The following is a 19,225-nucleotide window of genomic DNA, read 5'->3' as shown; positions in this document are numbered from 1 at the left end:
GAGGGCCGAGGTTCGAGCGGTGTTGTTCATCCGGGGGGTAGGTAAAGGCTTTTGGGGAAACCTCCCCTCCCACCCGCCCCGTCCGGGCCAGCAAGTATGACTAATCGTGATCGAGTTGCAGCGTGGAGTCGCGGCTGCTTACGGTGCCCACAACGAGACGACCCCGACACGGTGTTTGGCGCACCGGCCGGGGTCTGACCCAAGATCGAACACCTCAGACCGACCGGCAAATGGTGAGGCTGGGAGTCGGTGCGGGGTCCCGGACGTGAGACAGGCACGGGCTCTGCGTGATCATGGAGTTCTCGACGCTCAGTGATCACACGGAGGACCCGTGCCTGCGGTGCCATCTTGCCTGCTCGAACCCCTGTGGGACCAGTTCGCCGCTCTCCTGCCGACGCGGCAGGGGTTCTCGGCGAGTCATCCGCTGGGGTGTCACCGTCGTCGAGTCCCGGACCGCGTGGTGTTCGAGCACGTCGTGCTGGCTCTGGTCCACGGATCGGGATACGAACGCATCGCAAGTACTGGATGCTCGGACCGAACGATCCGACGTCGGGTCAAGCAGTGGGCTGAGCTGGGAATAGCGCAGAGAGTGCACGCTCTGGCCCTCGAAGCCTACGACCGCTTGATCGGACTGGGACTGACCGAGATCTCGGTCGACGGCTGCATCACCAAGGCCCCGTCCGGCGGCGAGAAGGCGGGGCGCTCACCGGTGGACCGAGGCAAGCAGGGGCTGAAGCGCTCAGTCGCCTCCGATGCCTGCGGCGTCCCACTTGGCATGGTCTCCGACGGAGCCAACCGACACGATTCGCCTCTGCTCGGCCCCACCCTGAAAGCCGTCGGCACCCAGATCGGCGCGATGCCCGACACCGTCAACGTCAACCTGGATCGCGGATACGAGGGCGCCAAGAAGAAGTTCTTCTCCGCCGAACCCACGGCCTATAACGAGGACGGCACCCCGAAGGGCGGAGCTGCGGACCTCGGCAAGAATGTGAGACAATGGACTACCTGAAGGAGCGTGAATACGACAATAACGACGACGCTCTGACGGGGATTGATAAATTCAAGGCTGTGGGGGAGCAAGGTGCTGTTACGCCCCTGCTTAACTACGCCGACGAGGTCGGCATGTCGGCACACGAAAAGCAGCAGCTTGCGTTGGACATCGAGACCTATTACGGGAACGGCAAAACTGCCGCCAGTGATCAGGGGAGGGTCAAGTGATGGTGCGGCATAACGCGCACAGGTTGACCGTCACCGCGGTCCTGGTCATCGGCGGACTTCTTGCTGGATGTTCCGGGGGCGAAGATCGTGCAGAGGTGGGATCCCCGAAGCTGGATCGGTGCAAGTCCTTGCTCGGCGCCGCGAACGTGGAGGCTGCCGTCAAGACGACGGGCGGAAGTGACGTCGAGGTGAGCGGAACGCCTCAGGCTGATGTCCTGGCAACGGGCCTGGCAAAGGAGGCGAAGCAGTGGCAGGAGTCGGACCTGCTGCATAACTCTTACACCGGCTGCCGCATGGATGCGTTCGACGGAGACCAGCTCAGCGGAACGGTTGATTTGTCGGTGAAGTGGTCCTCTCTCTCGCTCGGGTTGATGGATGACCCGAAGAACAGCCGGACATGGCGTCAGGTGAACGAGTCGGTGTACGTGGCACCGGAACCTGGCCCGGTCCGGATGCAGTTGATCGCGGCGTGCGCGGTGCCCGGAGCGACCGCCGCACAGTCATCCGGTCTGCCTCTCCAGTTCGAGGTGTCGGGTGTGCGTCTCGGAGCGGAACTCCGGTGGGAGTTGCTGAGGGCGTTCGCTCAGTCGGTGACGGAGGAGATGGGGTGTGCGACGCCTCCTGTCATTCCCTCCGCACTGCCTGCGGCCACATAGACGATGAGCGAGGTAAGTAGGCGCGTGGTCAAGCGATGGCTTACAACTGCTGGGCTGGCGGTGTCCCTGGGGGACGGGTGTGTGGCGGATGATGAAGAGCACGCACAGTTCCTGAGGTGCTTCCATGCGTAGGGCGATTGTCGGCTTGGCGGCGACCGTTTTGCTGCTGGCCGGTGTCGTCGGCTGCGGTGAGGAGAAGAGCCGCGCCGAAGAAGCCTGGGAGCAGTCGGTGTCCCCCGAGCGGCTGTGCGGAGGTGCCGCGGTGTCAGCCCAGGCAGGTGAGGCGCTGGAGACGATCACCGGTTCTTCGCGGTTCGAGGCGTCGGGACGGACGTCCACGGTCGCCTACGCCGCGAAGGACCTGAGCGACCAGTTCACGTCCTCCGTCACGGCCCATGGGGACATCTGCCGCGTCTTCACCCCCGTCGGCGTGCCGGACGTCGATACGCGGATCACCTGGCGTCTGTCCGGAAGCGCCCCGAAGGGGGGACTGGATCCGAGATACACAGGGCTGAGGATGGGGGAACTGGCCGGTACGGCACCGGACCGCGCGTTCGTCACCTTCGCCTGTCGGAGCGGTGAACTGCCAGGCGTCGCGCCGGCCCACATCGACGTCCACGTCAATTACGGGGCCATACCCACGGAACCCGAAGGCGACGTCGAGGAGCTGAAGGACGCCTACGCGACCGTCGCGCACTCCTTCGCCCTGTCCATGGCGAAGGAGCTGGGCTGCGAGAACGACGGCGGCCTGAAGCCCCAGCCGGCCCTGGACGCCGCCTGACCCCGGCGCTCGGGTCCCGAGTCTCGGGGTCCGAGCGCCGGGTGCGGGCCTGTCACTCGTTCGAGGGTCGGGGGATGCCTGCGGGGCCGACGCTTGAGCTTCGGGCTTCGAGAGCTGAGACGCGAGGGCCGAGGTTCGAGACGTGTTGTGCATCCGGGGGGTAGGTAAGGGCTTTTGGGGAAACCTCCCCTCCCTCCCACCCCGTCACGGCCAGCAAGTATGACTAATCGTGACCGAGTTGCGGCGGAGAGTCGCGGCTGCTTACGGTGCCCACAACGAGACGACCCCGACACGGTGTTTGGCGCACCGGCCGGGGTCTGACCCAAGATCGATCCACCTAGAAAGACGATCCTGTGGCTATCCAGCACCTTAGCTCCGCCCCGCCCGCCCCCGCAGCCTCGCGCCCGTACCGCAAGGCCCACACCGGTTACGGCAAGCAGACGATCCCGGCCCGAGGCCCCTCCACCGCAGGCGCCTTCGCCTTCCTCCCCGAGCGGGAACGCTACGTCGCCGCGTATGTCGACCACCTGCCCGACGGCGCGGCCATGGACATCAAGTCGCTGGCCAAGGACCTGCCGCTGTATGGCCAGATGGCCATCGGCGCCGCGTTGCGCGCACTCGCCGTGGCCGGACACCTGCGCCGTGTCCGCTGCCGGGTCGAAGGGGCCGGGCAGTGCCGGTGGGTGACGCTCACCTACTGGTCCCGCACCGCCCACGACAACGAGTGGTGGACCGCCAGGCTCGCAGGCGATCCGGCCACCCCCGCACCCTCCGCCGAACCGGTGCCCGTACCCCAGCAGCGCACGGCGGAGCGACCCGCAGTGAACGCGCCCACGGCCGCCGCGGCCCCGTCCCCCGCCTACCTCGCCCTCGCCGAACTCGGCCGCAGCGAACCCCGCCTGACGCTCTCCGCCGCCGACTGCGCCGCGCTGGAACCGCTCGCCGCCGCATGGTTCGCGCGAGGCGTCACTGCCGACCACCTGACCTCGGCGCTCACGGCCGGGCTCCCCGAACGCGTCGGCTCACCCGTCGCCCTCGTACGCCGCCGCCTCACCGACAAGATGCCGCCCCACCTGCCCGCACCGACCCAGGGCCCGCCCGCCGCTCGTCCTGCGCGCGGACTTCTGGTCGAGTGCACCGACTGCGGCCGCCCCGGCCCGGCCGAAGCACTCCCGGACGGCCTCTGCCGCCCGTGTGCGACCGCGCACCAGTCGGCGGAGCCGTCAGGGGCCGCAGCCCCGGCCGAGATCGAACGCGACGTCCCGGCCCTCGTCGCCAGCCTCCGCAACCTGATGCGCACCCCCTGAGCAGTCGGGCTCCAGGCCGAGTTGGGCCATCACCAGCCCGTACAGCAGCTCCGCGTCCACGAACTCCCCTTCCTGCGGAGGTCCGCACCGCCAGCTCAGCGGATAGGTGTTGCCGTGAGCGGCGGGAATTCCCACGTACTGGTCGCGTGCCGCCGGGCCGAAGCGCTGCGCGCCGGGCGGCCAGTCGAAGTCCTGGCTCGCGCCGGGTTCCAGCAGGAAGTACGTCCACCGCGCCCCGCGATCTCCCGCACCCGGGCGCCATATCGCGGTATGGTGTTTGTATGGCCAGCAAGAAGGTAACCATCACCCTTGACGAATCCCTGGTCGAGGCACTGGCGGACGCCGCCGAGGAGGAGGGCATCCCTCTCTCCCGGCTCGTCGCCGGAGCGGCCGAGCGCGAACTGCGGCTGCGCGCAGGCCGAGCCGTCATCAGGGAGTGGCAGGATGAACAGGGCGGCTTCACCCCGGAGGAGCTCGCCGCCGCGCGAGCGGACATGGCGGCTGCCGACGCGGAGTACCTCGACGGTTCGGGGGCCTCCGCCGCGTGAATATCCCGTACCTCTACGACGCCGGGGCGCTCATCGCCATCGACAACAACGACCGGCGGATGTGGGCCCGCCACGGCCTGGCCCTCGACGACGGCCGGGACATCTACGTCCCCTCCGTCGTCGTCAGCCAGGCGTGGCGGGACGCCCGCCGCCAGGTGAGGCTCGGCAAGTTCCTCGCCGGATGCGACATCAGGCCGGTCGGCCTGGAAACCGCCAAGGCCACAGGCGTCCTGTGCGGCAAGGCAGGCACGGCCGACGTCGTCGACGCCACCGTCGTCGTCATGGCGTCCAGTCTCGGCGCGATCATCTGGACCTCCGATCCGGACGACATCCACGCCCTCATCGATGCCCTGGACATCAAGCCCGCCCCCGTCGTGCGCACCGTCTGACCTCCCGCGATCCCGGTCCGGAACCCTCTTCAAGAGTCAGTGCCAAGTCGGCACGTTCCCCGGAAAGCCCGGAATCAGCCAGAGAAGAGCCTCACTGTTCACGAGCGTGAGCGCGCGCAAGCGGGCGAGTGCCTATGTCTTCCGGATCCTGGAGATATCAGGAGGCCGAAGAGCGAGCCCGGCGGAAGGCGCAGTCAAAATCCTGAGGTGGTGGCAGGCCCGCGCGAGCAGAAACAGGCGCCCCCACGCCATGGGGGCGGCCGTCGCATTCCACTGGAGGCCGTGACCGGATTCGAACCGGTGTAACTCGAGTTGCAGTCGAGCCCCTGAACCACTCGGGCACACGGCCGTGCGTCTTCCTGATCTGCTGTCGACCGTACGGGCCCCGGGGGAGTGGGCCAAGGGGTCCGGGCGGGCAGCAACGTGACTGCCATACCGCGTTCATGAACGGCGGGTCCGGGCGTGATCATGGTCGTACGACGAAGGGACCAGCCGGATACCGACCATCGACAGGGGTCACCCGATGGTGTGGCCCTTACTCTGGGGCTCATGACTGCCCTGGAACCCCGTGACGCCGAGGTCACCGCCGCCCTCGTGGAGACCGAGCCCTCCGTCGCCGAACCGGCGGAGGGCGTCCTCGGGCGGACCTACCGGGCGCTCAGTATCGGCATCGTCTCCGTCGTCCTGCTCATCGCCTTCGAGGCGACCGCCGTCGGCACGGCGATGCCGGTCGCGGCCCGGGAGCTGCACGGCATCCCGCTCTACGCGTTCGCCTTCTCCGCCTACTTCACCACCAGCCTCTTCGCCATGGTGCTGTCCGGGCAGTGGGCCGACCGGCGCGGGCCGCTCGCCCCGCTCGCCACGGGTATCGGTGCCTTCGGGGCCGGGCTGGTGCTCTCCGGGACCGCGGCGAACATGTGGACGTTCATCCTGGGGCGGGCCGTCCAGGGCATCGGCGGCGGGCTCGTGATCGTGGCGCTGTACGTGGTCATCGGGCGGGCCTACCCGGAGCGGATCCGGCCGAGCATCATGGCCGGCTTCTCGGCGGCCTGGATCGTTCCGTCCGTCGTCGGGCCACTGGCCTCGGGGACCGTGACGGAACACCTCGGGTGGCGTTGGGTCTTCGTCGGCATCCCGGTCCTCATCCTCCTGCCGCTCGGCCTCGCGCTGCCCGCGATCCGGCGGATGGCGGGCGGGCCCGCCGACGCCGAGGCCGCAGCGGAGCCGTTCGACCGGCGCCGTATCCGGCTCGCGCTCGGGATCTCGGCGGGCGCCGGGCTGCTCCAGTACGCGGGGCAGGAGATCGGGTGGGCCTCACTGGTCCCGGCGCTGGCCGGTGCCGCGCTGCTCGTCCCCGCCGTGCGCGGGCTGCTGCCCGCAGGGACCGTGCGGGCCGCGCGAGGGCTGCCCGCCGTGATCCTGCTGCGGGGGATATCGGCCGGCTCGTTCATCGTCGCCGAGTCCTTCGTCCCGCTGATGCTCGTGACCCAGCGCGGCCTGTCCCCGACCCTGGCCGGCCTCTCGCTGGCCGCCGGCGGTCTGACCTGGGCGCTCGGCTCGTACGTCCTGGCCAGGCCCCGTCTGGAGCCGCACCGGGGGGCTCTCATGGTGGCGGGCATGGTGCTCGTGACGCTGTCGATCCTCGCCGCGCCCGCCGTGCTGATCGAGTCCGTACCGGTGTGGACACTGGCCGTGGTCTGGGGCTTCGGCTGCTTCGGCATGGGCATGGTGATCGCGTCGACGAGCGTGCTGCTGCTGAAGCTGTCGGCGCCGCAGGAGGCGGGGGCCAATTCGGCCGCCCTGCAGATCTCGGACGGCCTGTCCAACGCGCTGCTGCTCGCCGCGAGCGGCGCGGCGTTCGCCGCTCTCGGCGGCGGCGCGGTGGGTACGGCCGCCCACGGGGCTGTGGGCAGCGGTACGGCCACGGCCCACCCCGGGGCGTTCACGGTGGTGTTCCTGCCGATGGCAGCGGTGGCGCTGGTGGGGGTGTGGGTGGCTACTCGGGTGCGGACAGTTCCTTAGGACTGTGCGGTACCACGCGGGTACCGTTCGTCCATGGCTGGTCTGAATCTGAGGTTTACCGAGGAAGAGCTCGACGCCCTGCGCGCGCGTGCCGAGGCAGAGGGACGCAGTATGCAGTCCTTCGCCCACAATGCGGTGATCAGCGCCATAAACGAACACTCGCGCCTCTTCAACGAGGCAGCGGATCATGTACTCAAGGTCAGCGGGGAGCTGAACCGGAGGCTGGCCTGATGCGGTACCTGACACTGCCCGAGCTGCTGAACCTCGCGGCACGGCTGGGGGCGTCCGAGGTACGTGACTACGGGCTGCTCGAATCGGCACTGGCGCGCCCGCAGGCGAGCGTATTCGGCCAGGACGCTTATCCGGACGTGTGGCAGAAAGCCGCGGCGCTCATGGATCCCTGGCGCGTAACCACGCGCTTGTCGATGGCAACAAGCGCATCGCCTGGTACGCGACCTGGGTTTTCCTGCACATGAACGGGCATCCGCTCGACGCGGGCTTCGACGTGGACGAGGCCGAGCGGTTCGTGCTGGATGGGTGTCAAGGAACGCTGGACATGGCCAAGATCGCGGAGCGGCTGCCCGGCTTCGCCAGATAGCCGTCCCCTGTGAAGCGGGTCTCAGCACTGCCGAGCCACAGCTGATGCGTACGGGGTTCCGTCCCGCCCGCCGGTAGGGTGGCCCGGTTGTCGTATCGCGTACGGGCCGGCGACGGCCCGCACGGACAGCGCCCCACGTACCCGAGTGCCCCGAACCGGAGACCGTGACTACTACCGCCTCCCACCACCTCTCACCCGCCTTTCCCGGCCGCGCCCCCTGGGGGACGGCCGGGAAGCTGCGCGCCTGGCAGCAGGGTGCCATGGAGAAGTACATCCAGGACCAGCCGCGCGACTTCCTCGCGGTCGCGACCCCCGGCGCCGGGAAGACCACCTTCGCGCTGACCCTCGCCTCATGGCTGCTGCACCACCACGTGGTGCAGCAGATCACCGTCGTGGCGCCCACCGAGCACCTCAAGAAGCAGTGGGCGGAGGCCGCCGCCCGCATAGGCATCAAGCTCGACCCGGAGTACAGCGCCGGCCCCGTGAGCAAGGAGTACCACGGGGTCGCGATCACGTACGCCGGTGTCGGCGTGCGCCCCATGCTGCACCGCAACCGGTGCGAGCAGCGCAAGACGCTCGTGATCCTCGACGAGATCCACCACGCCGGTGACTCGAAGTCCTGGGGCGAGGCCTGCCAGGAGGCGTTCGACCCGGCGACGCGGCGGCTGGCGCTCACCGGTACGCCGTTCCGCTCCGACACCAACCCGATCCCCTTCGTCGCGTACGAGGAGGGCAACGACGGCATCCGCCGCTCCTCGGCCGACTACACGTACGGCTACGGCAACGCCCTCGCCGACGGCGTCGTCCGGCCCGTGATCTTCCTCAGCTACAGCGGCAACATGCGCTGGCGCACCAAGGCCGGGGACGAGATCGCCGCGCGCCTCGGTGAGCCGATGACCAAGGACGCCATCGGGCAGGCCTGGCGCACCGCGCTCTCGCCCACCGGCGACTGGATCCCCAACGTGCTGTCCGCCGCCGACAAGCGGCTGACCGAGGTGCGCAAGGGCATCCCGGACGCGGGCGGGCTCGTCATCGCGACGGACCAGGAGTCGGCGCGCGCCTACGCCAAGATCCTCAAGTCGGTCACCGGGGAGAAGCCCACGGTGGTTCTCTCCGACGAGAAGGCCGCGTCCAAGAACATCGACAAGTTCAGCCAGGACGACTCGCGCTGGATGGTCGCGGTGCGGATGGTGTCCGAGGGCGTCGACGTCCCGCGTCTCGCGGTCGGCGTGTACGCCACGACCATCTCGACCCCGCTCTTCTTCGCCCAGGCCGTCGGCCGTTTCGTACGGTCGCGGCGCCGGGGCGAGACCGCCTCCGTCTTCGTGCCGACCATCCCGATGCTCCTCGACTTCGCGAACGAGATGGAGGTCGAGCGCGACCACGTGCTCGACAAGCCGAAGAAGGGCAGCGACGAGGAGAACCCGTTCGCCGAGGAGGACCAGCTCCTCGCGGACGCGGAGAAGCTCGAGGACGAGGAGACCGAGGAGCAGCTGCCCTTCGAGGCGCTCGAGTCCGACGCGGTCTTCGACCGGGTGCTGTACGACGGCGCCGAGTTCGGCATGCAGGCGCACCCGGGGAGCGAGGAGGAGCAGGACTACCTGGGTATCCCCGGTCTCCTCGAACCCGACCAGGTGCAACTGCTGCTCCAGAAGCGGCAGACCCGGCAGATCGCGCACAGCCGCCAGAAGCCGGCTTCGGAGGCCGACCTTTTGGAGAAGGCGGCCGAGGACCGGCCGGTGGTCACGCACAAGAAGCTGCTGGAGCTGCGCAAGCAGCTCAACACCATGGTGTCGGCCTACACACACCAGAGCGGCAAGCCGCACGGGGTGATCCACACCGAGCTGCGGAGGGTGTGCGGCGGGCCGCCCAGCGCGGAGGCGACGGCGGGGCAGATCCAGGACCGGATCAAGAAGGTCCAGGAGTGGGCCACCCGGATGCGGTGACCCCGCCCTGACGGGCCCCGGTGCGGGGCGGAGCGATCCGCCTCGCACCGGGGCCCGCTGTGTTATTCGGGCAGGGCGTCGGGCACGTTGGTGGGAAGGTTGGCCTCAGCGGCGCAGCCGAGTTTGTCGGCAAGGGCGCGGGACACGGAGTTGAGGACGGTCAGGCGTCCACGTCCGTCGGGATTGACCTGGTCCCGCGCGGAGTACATGTCCGCTTTCACGTAGGGCATCGTTCCTGTGGGTCCTTCCGTTAGGCATGCGAAGTAGAGCGTGGAGCCCTTGTCGCCCTTCGCGGAAGCGAACAGCCCGAGAGGAAAGAACAGTTCGCCCGAGTCGCTCGCTCTGTCCTCTTCGACCGTGTCGGGATGACTCTTCTGTGACTGGAAGCTGATGTCGAGAAGGGGGAAGTCGCTCCCGTCATCAGCCTTGTAGATGACACAGTCGTTCTTCTCGGTCGGCTTGGCGTGCAGGGTTTCCGCTGCCCTTTCCAGAGAGAACGTGTTCGGAATGCCGGATCGCTTGGTCCCCTGGCTTTCGGCGAACCGGTCCGTGCCGCCGAGGCTTTCCAGCGCGGCCGCCGCGGCCGTGTCCAGCGTTCCGTCGCACACCTGGGAGGCTGAGAGCGCGTCCGGCTTCTCCGTACCGTCGTCGCCCCCGCAGGCTGTCGCACCGCTGGTCACCAGCAGCACACCGGTCAAGGCCCGGAGCAGTCTCTTCCTCATGGGCGGTTCAATCGCATGCGCTCTGCGTGCTTCCCCGCCGCCTCTGATTTCAGCTGCTCCCATTCGTCCCACGCCATTGGCGGTGAAGCCTCCCCTGGTGACGATAATTCCCGCATGTCCCTCTTGTGGTGGGTATGCAGAGGAATGGTCTACCTGTCGAGTCCGACAGTTACCTCGCGAGTCGACCATGAATCGCAGGATCAACTCCTGATGTGCGGTGAATTTGCGACACCCGGAGTGGTGGGGTTCGGTATGAGAAGTCTTGATATGCCTCCCGCTACGGTCCGGGAGGGGTGACGTCCGGCGTGGATGCCTGCCCCGGCGGCGGCGGTGGGGCGCGCGCCGGTGCCGAGGGGGCGCGTGAGGGCGTGGCGGCCGCCGGGCCGGGAAATTTTTTGGGACAATTATTTACGCTGTGTTAACAATCGTTCACTCGTCATGCACGGAGCGTTGTCATCGCGTCACCCGACTTGAACGCGCGTAGATGTTCGCGTTCCGGACGGTCCGCCGCTGACCGGCGGTTATGTCACGCCGCCCCGGGCGGAGACCGGATTCTGGACGAGGTCTTCCGCTGAGCGGACTCCCTCGCTAATGTCCCCGAAACAATGAACGCCCCGTGGCAGTGTGGCCGCGGAGCGCAGCCGGTGCCATGGCCAGTCGGCGGCCTCTCGGTGCGTCGCCGCGGGACCGGCGTCGGCACCCGGAGAGACAACCGCCCCGCTCATCACGAGGGAGAGGGCGTCGTGACCGCGGAGACTTCTCAGACGCTCGACCGGGGACTGCGTGTCCTCAAACTGCTCGCCGATACCGACCACGGCCTGACCGTCACCGAGTTGTCGAACAAACTCGGCGTCAACCGCACCGTGGTCTACCGACTGCTCGCCACCCTGGAACAGCACGCGCTCGTCCGGCGTGACCTGGGCGGCCGGGCCCGAGTGGGTCTGGGCGTGCTGCGTCTGGGCCGGCAGGTGCACCCCCTCGTCAGGGAGGCGGCACTTCCCGCGCTGCGTTCGCTGGCCGAGGACATCGGGGCCACCGCGCACCTCACCCTCGTCGACGGTGCGGACGCGCTCGCGGTCGCCGTCGTCGAGCCCACCTGGACCGACTACCACGTGGCCTACCGGGCCGGCTTCCGTCACTCCCTGGACAGGGGCGCCGCGGGCCGGGCCATCCTCACCGCCCGGCAGAAGACGGCCGATCATCCGGGCTACACGCTCACCCAGGGCGAGCTCGAAGCCGGTGCCTGCGGGGCTGCGGCCCCGCTGGTCGGGGTCTCGGGCGTGGAGGGCAGCGTGGGCGTGGTGATGCTCGCGGACGCCGTACCGGAACGCGTCGGGCCGAGGGTCCTCGACGCTGCCCGTGAGGTCGCCGACGCGCTGCGGTGAGGACCGGGCCGCTCCAGTGGCTCAGGCCCGCCGCCCTGGTCACGCCGGGGCGGTCGGGGCCGGAGGCGGGCGGCGGATAGATTGGACGGGTGGCCATTCGTCTCTCCCGCCCCCGCACTCTCGCCCTCTGCGCGCTGCCCGTCCTCGCGCTGTTCGGCACGGCAGCCTTCGCGCCGCTGCCGTTCACCGTGGCGCAGCCCGGCAGTACCGCCGACGTCCTGGGGGACGACAAGGGGAAGCCGGTCATCACGATCAAGGGCGCGCCGACTCGCAGCACCGATGGTGAGCTGCGGATGACGACGATCCTCGCGACGGCGCCGACGGCTGACATCCGGGTCGGGGACGTGGTGGACAGCTGGTTCCGGACGGACCGGGCGGTCATGCCGCGCGACTCCGTCTACCCGACCGGCGGCTCCGAGAAGGAGATCGAGCGGCACAACCTCCAGGACATGAAGGAGTCGCAGAACGTCGCCGTCGACGCGGCCCTGAACTACCTGGACAGGAAGCCCGGTTCGGTGGACATCACCCTGAACCTCGCCGATGTCGGAGGGCCCAGCGCGGGGCTGTTCTTCTCGCTCGGCATCATCGACAAGCTGGCCGGCAACGGCTCCGGCGGCGATCTGACCGGCGGCCGCAGCGTCGCCGGTACGGGGACGATCAAGGCCGACGGCGCGGTCGGCGCGGTCGGCGGGGTCTCCCTGAAGACGCAGGCCGCCCGGCGCGACGGCGCGACCGTCTTCCTGGTGCCGAAGGCCGAATGCACGCAGGCGAAGGCCGAGCGGCCCGACGGTCTGCGGCTGATCCCCGTCACGACGCTGAAGAGCGCGGTGTCCTCGCTGCGGGCTCTCGACCAGGGGGGCAAGGTCCCGAGCTGCTGACCTGCGGCTCCGGTCCCTCCATACCGCGCCACGCGGGGAAGATCAGCGGACTCGGCGTGGCCAGGAAGTACACCCCGCCCATGGCGAGCAGCGCCCCCGTCGCCCCCGCGCCCTCGACCAGGAGACCCGCGGCCAGTCCGCCCACCGGCATGGCGAGCTCGCAGCCCGCGGTGAGCGCCCCGGACACCCTGCTGCGAAGCCCCCCGGCCGGCGCTCCCCGTCGTCTCCAGGACGAACCACGGTACGCCGATGAGGATGAGCGAAGTGCCCGCCGTGGATATGGAGTTGGCCGCCAGGACGGCGGCCGGCGGTGTGCGGTGCCGGACCGGTCTCCCCCCCCGCCCACGGTCAGGCCGTTCGTGCGGCGCGGGCGGGGGCGGGCCCGGCCTGTGCCAGGCGCAGGCCCAGTTCGACCAGCCTCCAGCCCATCCGCTGGCGCAGCCCGGCGCGGGCAGGGGTGAAGTCGGCTGCTTCGCGCCGGAGTTCGGCGGAGCGGTAGGTGTGGAGCAGCAAGTGGACGTCGCTGTGCATGGCGGTGATCCCCTCAGTCGGTGGGACGCGGGAACATGTGCAGGTGGGTGCGGACGACGGCCGATCCCTCGGCGTCGTCGGGGACGCGGTTCTGGTAGCTGTGGACCAGCTCGTGCATCTTCTCCGCGAGCTCCTGCGAGAGTTCGGGCGTGAGGCGCAGCTTGAAGTCACTGAGCTCCCAGGCCCGGCGCCATTCCTCGGGCCATTCGTGCATCGTCCCCAGCCAGGTGTTCAGTTCCTGGCCGTGCGTGGTCGCGATCTCGTGGAGCACCACTCCGACGGCGCCACGCACCTCGGCGTCCGGGTGTTCCAGGAAGCTGCTGGTGCTGAAGGTGTTGCCGATGTGGACGGCCTTCCACCACCGCTCGCGCCCCTTGCCGCGCTCCGGGTCGTCCTCGACGAAGCCGTACGCCGCGAGTTGGCGCAGGTGGTAGCTGGTGGCCCCGCTGGACTCGCCGAGCCGGTCGGCGAGTCCAGAGGCAGTGGCCGGACCGAACTCCCTGAGGGCGTTCAGCAGCCGGATGCGCAGAGGGTGGGCGAGGCCACGCAGGCTGCGGGTGTCGACGTGGTGGATCCTCGGGTCGTCGGCGTACGGGGTCGGCCGGCGTTCGGGCTCGTTCGGTGGCATGCCACGACCATAGAGTTGCAAAGACTGCTTTGCAACACATTTTTTGCAACGACTTCTTTGGAACTCCTGGTTCCGCTCGGCCCTCCGCTCAGCCCTCCTTGATGAATCCTTCCTTCACCAGCCAGTCCTTCGCCACCTCGTGCGGGTCCTGCCCGTCCACGTCGACCTTCGAATTCAGCTCCTGCGCGAGCTGCGTCGTCAGCTTCTTCGTGACCGGCGCCAGCAACTCGGTCATCTCGGGATACTTGTCGAGGGTCGCCGTGTGGATGGCGGGGGCGGCGTTGTAGTTGGGGAAGAACTGCTTGTCGTCCTCCATGACGTCCAGGTTCATCGCCTTGATGCGGCCGTCGGTGGTGTACACCTCACCCAGCAGGCAGGAGTCGGACTCCGACACCTGGGTGTAGATGATCCCGGCGTCCATCTTCTGGATGTTCGAGGCCGGCAGCTTCATCCCGTACTTCTTCTGCATGCCCGGCAGTCCGTCGTCACGTGACGCGAACTCGTTCTCCACGCAGACCGTGACGGCCTTCGGGTCCTTCTTCGCGAGCGCGGCCACGTCCGAGAGCGTCTTCAGCTTGTACGTGGCGTTGTTCTTCTTGCTGATGGCCAGGGCGTACGTGTTGTCGAGGGTGGCCGGTGCCAGCCAGGTCACCCCGTGGCCCAGGTCCTCGTCGCGGACCGCCTTCCACTGCTTCTGCGGGTCGACGATCGGCTCGGCATGGCCCAGATAGGTGATCCACGCCGTACCCGTGTAGTCGTACAGCGCGTCGGCCTCGCCCTTGACGACGGCCTCGCGCGCGCTGATCGAACCAGGCAGGTTCGTCCGGTCCAGGACCTCGGCGCCGGCCGCCTTGAAGACCAGGCCCAGGATCTGCCCGAGGATGATGTTCTCGCTGAAGTTCTTCGAGGTCACGGTCAGGGACGCGCCCTTGAGCGGCTTCCCCTTCCCGACCGATCCCGGTTCCACCTCGTCCACCAGCGGCGATCCGCTCTTCAGCCCGCACCCCGTGAGCAGGAGGGCGAGCGCGGCCGCCGATGCCAGGCCCGTACGTACCCTCACGCTTCCTCCAGTCCGCGCGGCGTCAGCCACAGTTCGACCAGCGAGGCCAGCCAGTCCACCAGCAGGGCCAGCACCACCGTCAGTACGGATCCGAGCACCAGCACGGGCATGCGCTGCGTCTGGATCCCCGAGGTGATCAGGTCGCCCAGCCCGCCACCGCCACCGAAGGTGGCGAGGGTCGCCGTACCGACGTTGAGCACCAGCGCCGTGCGTACGCCCGCGAGGATCAGCGGGACGGCGAGCGGCAGTTCGACCTTGGTGAGGGTGCCCATCGCCGACATCCCGATGCCCCGGGAGGCCTCCACGAGGGTCGGTTCGATCGAGTTCAGTCCCGCCACCGTGTTGGAGAGCACCGGCAGGACCGCGTAGATCACCATGCCGATGATCGCCGTGGAGGGGCCGATGCCCAGCCAGATCACCAGCAGGGCCAGCAGCCCGATCGCGGGCGTCGCCTGGCCGATGTTGGCGAGGGCCGTGACCCAGGGGGCGGCCTTCTTGAGGCGGCGCCGGGTCAGCGCGATGCCGAGCGGGATGGCGATGATCAGCACCCAGAACGTGGAGATCGCCGTCAGCCTGACGTGCTGCCACCAGCGCACTTCGACGTTGTCGCCGGCCAGCGAGTTCTGCGCGATCGAGTCGAGGTCGACGTGGGTGATCCACAGATACGTCGCCACGAGGACGACCGCGAGGACGGCCGGCACCAGCGCGAGCTTCTTCCAGGTGATCCGGCGCGCCGGGCCGGACGGCGGCGGAGAGGGCTCGGCCTCCTCGTCACGGAAGGCGTGGCCTCCCACGTCGTGCTCTCCGGGGGGCCGTGCGCCCTTGGGGGGCGCGTGATGACTGGGGGTCATAGCCCGCTGCCACCGCCCTCCAGCTCCTGCTCCGTCCGGTGGGCACGCAGCACCTCCAGATCGTGCTCGTGCTCCATCGCGGTGAGCCGGTCGTCCTCCAGGAGTTCCTGTACGGAATTCATCAGGGTGTGCATGTCGACGACGCCGATGAACTCACCGCGCCGCCCCGTCACGGCGACCCGCCCGCCGCTGTCGGTCAGCACCGCCTCCAGCGCGTCGTGCAGCGTCGCGTCCCGGGTCACCGTGTCGTGCACCAGCTGCCCGGCCCTGGCGAGCGAGCCCTTGGCCCGCATCAGGTCGCCGCGCCGCAGCCACTTGTACGGACGGTTGCGGCGGTCCAGCATCAGCAACTCGTTGTGCTGGCCGTCGCGCAGCTTGTTGAAGATCGACTGGAGCGGGTCCTCGACGGTCACCGTGGGGAAGTCGGCGATCCCCACGTCCCGTACGCGGGTGAGGTTGAGCCGCTTCAGGGCCGCGCCCGCCCCCACGAAACCGGAGACGAAGTCGTCCGTCGGATTGGTGAGGATGGCCTCCGGGGTGTCGAACTGCGCGATGTGCGAACGCTCCCGCAGCACCGCGATCCGGTCGCCCAGCTTGATCGCCTCGTCGAAGTCATGGGTGACGAAGACGATCGTCTTGTGCAGCTCGTGCTGGAGCCGGATCAGCTCGTCCTGGAGGTGATCGCGGGTGATCGGGTCGACCGCCCCGAACGGCTCGTCCATCAGCAGCACCGGCGGGTCCGCGGCCAGTGCCCGCGCCACCCCCACACGCTGCTGCTGGCCACCGGAGAGCTGGCGGGGGTACCGACCGTGGAACTCCCGGGGGTCGAGACCGACCAGATCGAGCATCTCCTCGACCCGGTCCTTCACCCCGGACTTCGACCAGCCGGTCATCTTCGGCACGAGGGCGATGTTCTCCGCGACCGTCATGTGCGGGAAGAGACCGGAGGACTGGATGGCGTAGCCGATCTTGCGGCGCAGCTTCACCGGGTCCATGTCGGTGACGTCCTCGTCGTTGATCCTGATCCGCCCGGACGTCGGCTCGATCAGGCGGTTGATCATCTTCAGCGTGGTGGACTTCCCGCAGCCGGAGGGGCCCACGAGAATCACGGTCTCACCGGCCTTGATGTCCATGGACACGTTGTCCACGGCGGGAGCGGGACTGCCGGGATAGGACTTGCTGAGGTTCTCCAGCTGGATGGTGGCGCCCGAGGTGGCGGGGCGGGGCGGAGCCGCCTCCGGCGATCCGGTGGCGGTCTCAGGCACGGATCCCCCTAGGGATGGTGAGCCGCCCGAGCAGTACGTACGCGGCGTCGAAGAGCAGGGCGAGGATGACGATGCCGATCGTGCCGGCGAGGACCTGATTGATGGCGTTGGCACTTCCGAGTGAGGCGAGCCCGCGGAAGATCTCGTTGCCGAGACCGGGGCCCGATGCGTACGCGGCGATGGCGGCGATGCCCATCAGCATCTGGGTGGCGACCCGGATGCCGGTGAGGATGGGCGGCCAGGCGAGCGGCAGCTCCACCTTGAGCAGCCGCCTGGTCCGGGACATCCCGATGCCCTTCGCCGCGTCGACGAGGGACGGGTCGACCCCGCGCAGCCCGACGATGCAGTTACGGACGATGGGAAGCAGCCCGTACAGGGTCAGGATGATCACCGTGGGTGGGACCCCGAGGCCGACCAGTGGGATCAGCAGGCCGATCGCCGCGAGCGAGGGGATGGTGAGGATCGCCGAGGTGGACGTGATCGCCAGTGCGCCGCCCCAGCCGCTGCGGTAACTGACCACACCGATCAGGACGCCGAGCACCGTGGCGATGACCATGCACTGGAAGACGGCGCTGACGTGCTGGAACGCGTCGGTGAGCAGCTGTTGATGCCTGGTGCCCAAATACTCCCAGAAGTTCACATGGTGCTCCCTAGGCTCAGTCGATGTTCTCTGCAGCCTGCTCAACCAGCGGGATAATACGCAGTGGCACCGGGTTTTCCATGACGATCGCCGTGGAGGCCCGGACGATGCCATCAAAGCCGACGACCAGGTCGATCACCCGCTGGAGATCGGCGTTCGAGCGGGCGACGAGCCGGCAGAGCATGTCCCCGTGGCCGGTTGTGGTGTGCAGTTCCAGCACCTCGGGCACGCCACGCAAATGGGCCCTCACATCGGTGCCTTGGCCCTGTTTGATCTCCAGCGTGGCGAACGCGGTGACGGGGTAGCCGAGCGCCGCCGGGTCCACGTCCGGGCCGAAGCCGCGGATGACGCCATTGGACTGAAGACGGTCCAGCCTCGCCTGCACCGTCCCGCGCGCCACTCCGAGCCGCCGTGACGCCTCGAGTACGCCGATACGGGGCTCACGGGCCAGCAGCACGATGAGCCGGCCGTCCAGTCGATCGATCGCCATGATCCGCCTTCCGATGGTCAGCCTGTACAGACAGCCCGCCCATCCTGGCGCCGTGCTGCACAGATTGACCAGCGGACCAGTGAACTGTTGCGCACCTTGCGAAGCGGCGGGAACCTTCGGACATGACTGAGACTGTGCACACCACCCCCGACACCGCCCGGCAGGCCGACCCCTTCCCGGTCAAGGGAATGGACGCGGTGGTCTTCGCGGTGGGCAACGCCAAGCAGGCGGCGCACTACTACTCGACCGCCTTCGGCATGAAGCTCGTCGCCTACTCCGGACCGGAGAACGGCAGCCGCGAGACCGCGAGTTACGTGCTGACCAACGGCTCCGCCCGCTTCGTCCTCACCTCCGTCATCAAGGCGTCCACCGAATGGGGCACCTTCCTCGCCGACCACGTGCACGCGCACGGCGACGGCGTGGTCGACCTCGCGATCGAGGTCCCCGACGCCCGCGCGGCCTACGCCTACGCCGTCGAGCACGGCGCGCGGGGCGTCACCGAGCCGCACGAGGTCAAGGACGAGCACGGCACGGTCGTCCTGGCCGCCATCGCCACCTACGGGAAGACCCGTCACACGCTGGTCGAGCGCGGCGGCTACGACGGGCCGTACCTCCCCGGCTACGCGGCCGCGGACCCGATCGTGGAGCCGGCCGCCAAGAGGACCTTCCAGGCCGTCGACCACTGTGTCGGCAACGTCGAGCTCGGCCGGATGAACGAGTGGGTGGCCTTCTACAACACGGTCATGGGCTTCACCAACATGAAGGAGTTCGTGGGCGACGACATCGCCACCGAGTACTCCGCCCTGATGTCGAAGGTCGTCGCCGACGGCACGCTGAAGGTGAAGTTCCCCATCAACGAGCCGGCGATCGCGAAGAAGAAGTCGCAGATCGACGAGTACCTGGAGTTCTACGGCGGCGCGGGCGTCCAGCACATCGCGCTCGCCACGAACGACATCGTCGCGTCCGTGAAGGCCATGCGGGCCGCCGGGGTGAAGTTCCTGGACACCCCGGACTCGTACTACGACACCCTGGGGGAGTGGGCGGGCGAGACCCGGGTGCCCGTGGAGACGCTGCGCGAGCTGAAGATCCTTGTCGACCGGGACGAGGACGGCTACCTGCTGCAGATCTTCACCAAGCCGGTCCAGGACCGCCCGACGGTCTTCTTCGAGATGATCGAGCGGCACGGCTCGATGGGCTTCGGCAAGGGCAACTTCAAGGCCCTGTTCGAAGCGATCGAGCGCGAGCAGGAGAAGCGCGGCAACCTGTAGCCACCGCGCGGAAGGGGCCCCTCTCCCGGACGGTTTCCAGGA

General features: G+C 68.7%; 20 protein-coding genes, 1 tRNA gene and 3 pseudogenes. 14 read left to right on the top strand and 10 right to left on the bottom strand.

Features of this window, described 5'->3' with window-relative positions; all coding sequences use genetic code 11:
• Positions 1-331: 331 nt before the first annotated feature.
• The 7 genes and pseudogenes from ACFYQ5_RS23070 to ACFYQ5_RS23040 form a co-directional block, all read left to right on the top strand.
• Positions 332-913, top strand: a pseudogene (locus tag ACFYQ5_RS23070) (transposase); the annotation flags it as partial.
• A gap of 83 nt (positions 914-996) precedes the next feature.
• Positions 997-1,218 (top strand): hypothetical protein, encoded by a 222-nt coding sequence (locus ACFYQ5_RS23065; protein ID WP_389199956.1) that lies wholly within the window; start codon positions 997-999, stop codon positions 1,216-1,218.
• A gap of 23 nt (positions 1,219-1,241) precedes the next feature.
• Entirely contained in the window at positions 1,242-1,874 is a 633-nt protein-coding gene (locus tag ACFYQ5_RS23060; protein WP_389199955.1) for a hypothetical protein, read from the top strand.
• A 124-nt stretch (positions 1,875-1,998) separates the two neighbouring features.
• Positions 1,999-2,655: a hypothetical protein gene (locus ACFYQ5_RS23055; protein ID WP_389199953.1), complete on the top strand. Its 657-nt coding sequence runs from the start codon at positions 1,999-2,001 to the stop codon at positions 2,653-2,655.
• Between the two features lie 353 nt (positions 2,656-3,008).
• Entirely contained in the window at positions 3,009-3,962 is a 954-nt protein-coding gene (locus ACFYQ5_RS23050) for a MarR family transcriptional regulator (RefSeq protein WP_389199951.1), read from the top strand.
• 281 nt (positions 3,963-4,243) lie between these two features.
• Positions 4,244-4,510: a hypothetical protein gene (locus tag ACFYQ5_RS23045; RefSeq protein WP_389199950.1), complete on the top strand. Its 267-nt coding sequence runs from the start codon at positions 4,244-4,246 to the stop codon at positions 4,508-4,510.
• A complete protein-coding gene (locus tag ACFYQ5_RS23040; protein ID WP_389199949.1) occupies positions 4,507-4,899 on the top strand; it encodes a twitching motility protein PilT in 393 nt (130 codons plus the stop codon). The genes ACFYQ5_RS23045 and ACFYQ5_RS23040 overlap by 4 nt, the downstream gene beginning before the upstream one ends.
• A 274-nt stretch (positions 4,900-5,173) precedes the next feature.
• Here the strand turns inward: ACFYQ5_RS23040 and ACFYQ5_RS23035 are convergent.
• Positions 5,174-5,248: transfer RNA gene (locus ACFYQ5_RS23035), tRNA-Cys, on the bottom strand.
• Between the two features lie 200 nt (positions 5,249-5,448).
• Between ACFYQ5_RS23035 and ACFYQ5_RS23030 the strand changes: the two genes are divergently transcribed.
• The 4 genes and pseudogenes from ACFYQ5_RS23030 (at position 5,449) to ACFYQ5_RS23015 (ending at position 9,465) form a co-directional block, all read left to right on the top strand.
• On the top strand, positions 5,449-6,921 hold the full coding sequence (locus ACFYQ5_RS23030) for an MFS transporter (protein ID WP_389199947.1): 1,473 nt from the start codon (positions 5,449-5,451) through the stop codon (positions 6,919-6,921).
• A 33-nt stretch (positions 6,922-6,954) separates the two neighbouring features.
• Positions 6,955-7,152, top strand: a complete 198-nt coding sequence (locus ACFYQ5_RS23025) for an Arc family DNA-binding protein (RefSeq protein WP_389199945.1) — start codon at positions 6,955-6,957, stop codon at positions 7,150-7,152.
• Positions 7,152-7,519, top strand: a pseudogene (locus tag ACFYQ5_RS23020) (type II toxin-antitoxin system death-on-curing family toxin). Before ACFYQ5_RS23025 ends, ACFYQ5_RS23020 begins: the two are co-directional and overlap by 1 nt.
• A 164-nt stretch (positions 7,520-7,683) precedes the next feature.
• On the top strand, positions 7,684-9,465 hold the full coding sequence (locus ACFYQ5_RS23015; RefSeq protein WP_389199944.1) for a DEAD/DEAH box helicase: 1,782 nt from the start codon (positions 7,684-7,686) through the stop codon (positions 9,463-9,465).
• Positions 9,466-9,527: 62 nt separating this feature from the next.
• Here the strand turns inward: ACFYQ5_RS23015 and ACFYQ5_RS23010 are convergent, their stop codons facing one another.
• A complete protein-coding gene (locus ACFYQ5_RS23010; protein ID WP_389199942.1) occupies positions 9,528-10,163 on the bottom strand; it encodes a hypothetical protein in 636 nt (211 codons plus the stop codon).
• A gap of 767 nt (positions 10,164-10,930) precedes the next feature.
• Here ACFYQ5_RS23010 and ACFYQ5_RS23005 point away from each other — a divergent pair.
• Together ACFYQ5_RS23005 and ACFYQ5_RS23000 are read left to right on the top strand one after the other, a co-directional pair.
• Entirely contained in the window at positions 10,931-11,572 is a 642-nt protein-coding gene (locus ACFYQ5_RS23005) for a helix-turn-helix domain-containing protein (protein ID WP_329037781.1), read from the top strand.
• 89 nt (positions 11,573-11,661) lie between these two features.
• Positions 11,662-12,450: a S16 family serine protease gene (locus tag ACFYQ5_RS23000; RefSeq protein ID WP_389199941.1), complete on the top strand. Its 789-nt coding sequence runs from the start codon at positions 11,662-11,664 to the stop codon at positions 12,448-12,450.
• Here ACFYQ5_RS23000 and ACFYQ5_RS22995 read toward each other — a convergent pair.
• From ACFYQ5_RS22995 to ACFYQ5_RS22960, 8 genes and pseudogenes are all read right to left on the bottom strand, one after another.
• A pseudogene (locus ACFYQ5_RS22995) lies at positions 12,380-12,649 on the bottom strand (MFS transporter); the annotation flags it as partial. The gene ACFYQ5_RS23000 and the pseudogene ACFYQ5_RS22995 sit on opposite strands and share 71 nt — an antisense overlap.
• A 149-nt stretch (positions 12,650-12,798) precedes the next feature.
• The gene (locus ACFYQ5_RS22990) at positions 12,799-12,981 is read right to left on the bottom strand and encodes a hypothetical protein (RefSeq protein ID WP_389199939.1); all 183 of its coding nucleotides are present in this window, start codon (positions 12,979-12,981) and stop codon (positions 12,799-12,801) included.
• Between the two features lie 13 nt (positions 12,982-12,994).
• Positions 12,995-13,609 (bottom strand): ArsR/SmtB family transcription factor, encoded by a 615-nt coding sequence (locus ACFYQ5_RS22985; RefSeq protein WP_389199938.1) that lies wholly within the window; start codon positions 13,607-13,609, stop codon positions 12,995-12,997.
• Positions 13,610-13,697: 88 nt separating this feature from the next.
• Entirely contained in the window at positions 13,698-14,669 is a 972-nt protein-coding gene (locus ACFYQ5_RS22980) for a glycine betaine ABC transporter substrate-binding protein (protein WP_389199936.1), read from the bottom strand.
• A complete protein-coding gene (locus ACFYQ5_RS22975) occupies positions 14,666-15,520 on the bottom strand; it encodes an ABC transporter permease (RefSeq protein ID WP_389199934.1) in 855 nt (284 codons plus the stop codon). The genes ACFYQ5_RS22980 and ACFYQ5_RS22975 overlap by 4 nt, the downstream gene beginning before the upstream one ends.
• On the bottom strand, positions 15,517-16,785 hold the full coding sequence (locus ACFYQ5_RS22970; protein WP_389199933.1) for an ABC transporter ATP-binding protein: 1,269 nt from the start codon (positions 16,783-16,785) through the stop codon (positions 15,517-15,519). The genes ACFYQ5_RS22975 and ACFYQ5_RS22970 overlap by 4 nt, the downstream gene beginning before the upstream one ends.
• Positions 16,778-17,425 carry an ABC transporter permease gene (locus ACFYQ5_RS22965; protein WP_389199931.1) on the bottom strand — a complete coding sequence of 216 codons (648 nt, stop codon included), beginning with the start codon at positions 17,423-17,425 and terminating at the stop codon, positions 16,778-16,780. The genes ACFYQ5_RS22970 and ACFYQ5_RS22965 overlap by 8 nt, the downstream gene beginning before the upstream one ends.
• 16 nt (positions 17,426-17,441) lie before the next feature.
• Positions 17,442-17,915, bottom strand: coding sequence for an Lrp/AsnC family transcriptional regulator (locus ACFYQ5_RS22960; protein ID WP_389199929.1), 474 nt, complete (start codon positions 17,913-17,915; stop codon positions 17,442-17,444).
• A 122-nt stretch (positions 17,916-18,037) separates the two neighbouring features.
• Here ACFYQ5_RS22960 and hppD point away from each other — a divergent pair, with 122 nt between their 5' ends.
• On the top strand, positions 18,038-19,183 hold the full coding sequence (gene hppD / locus ACFYQ5_RS22955) for a 4-hydroxyphenylpyruvate dioxygenase (RefSeq protein ID WP_389199928.1): 1,146 nt from the start codon (positions 18,038-18,040) through the stop codon (positions 19,181-19,183).
• Positions 19,184-19,225 lie beyond the last annotated feature (42 nt).

The organism is Streptomyces sp. NPDC005794, assembly GCF_042871445.1.
Taxonomy (GTDB): Bacteria; Actinomycetota; Actinomycetes; order Streptomycetales; family Streptomycetaceae; genus Streptomyces.
Note: the sequence above shows the minus strand (reverse complement) of the source record. Positions and strands in the feature narration are given on the sequence as shown.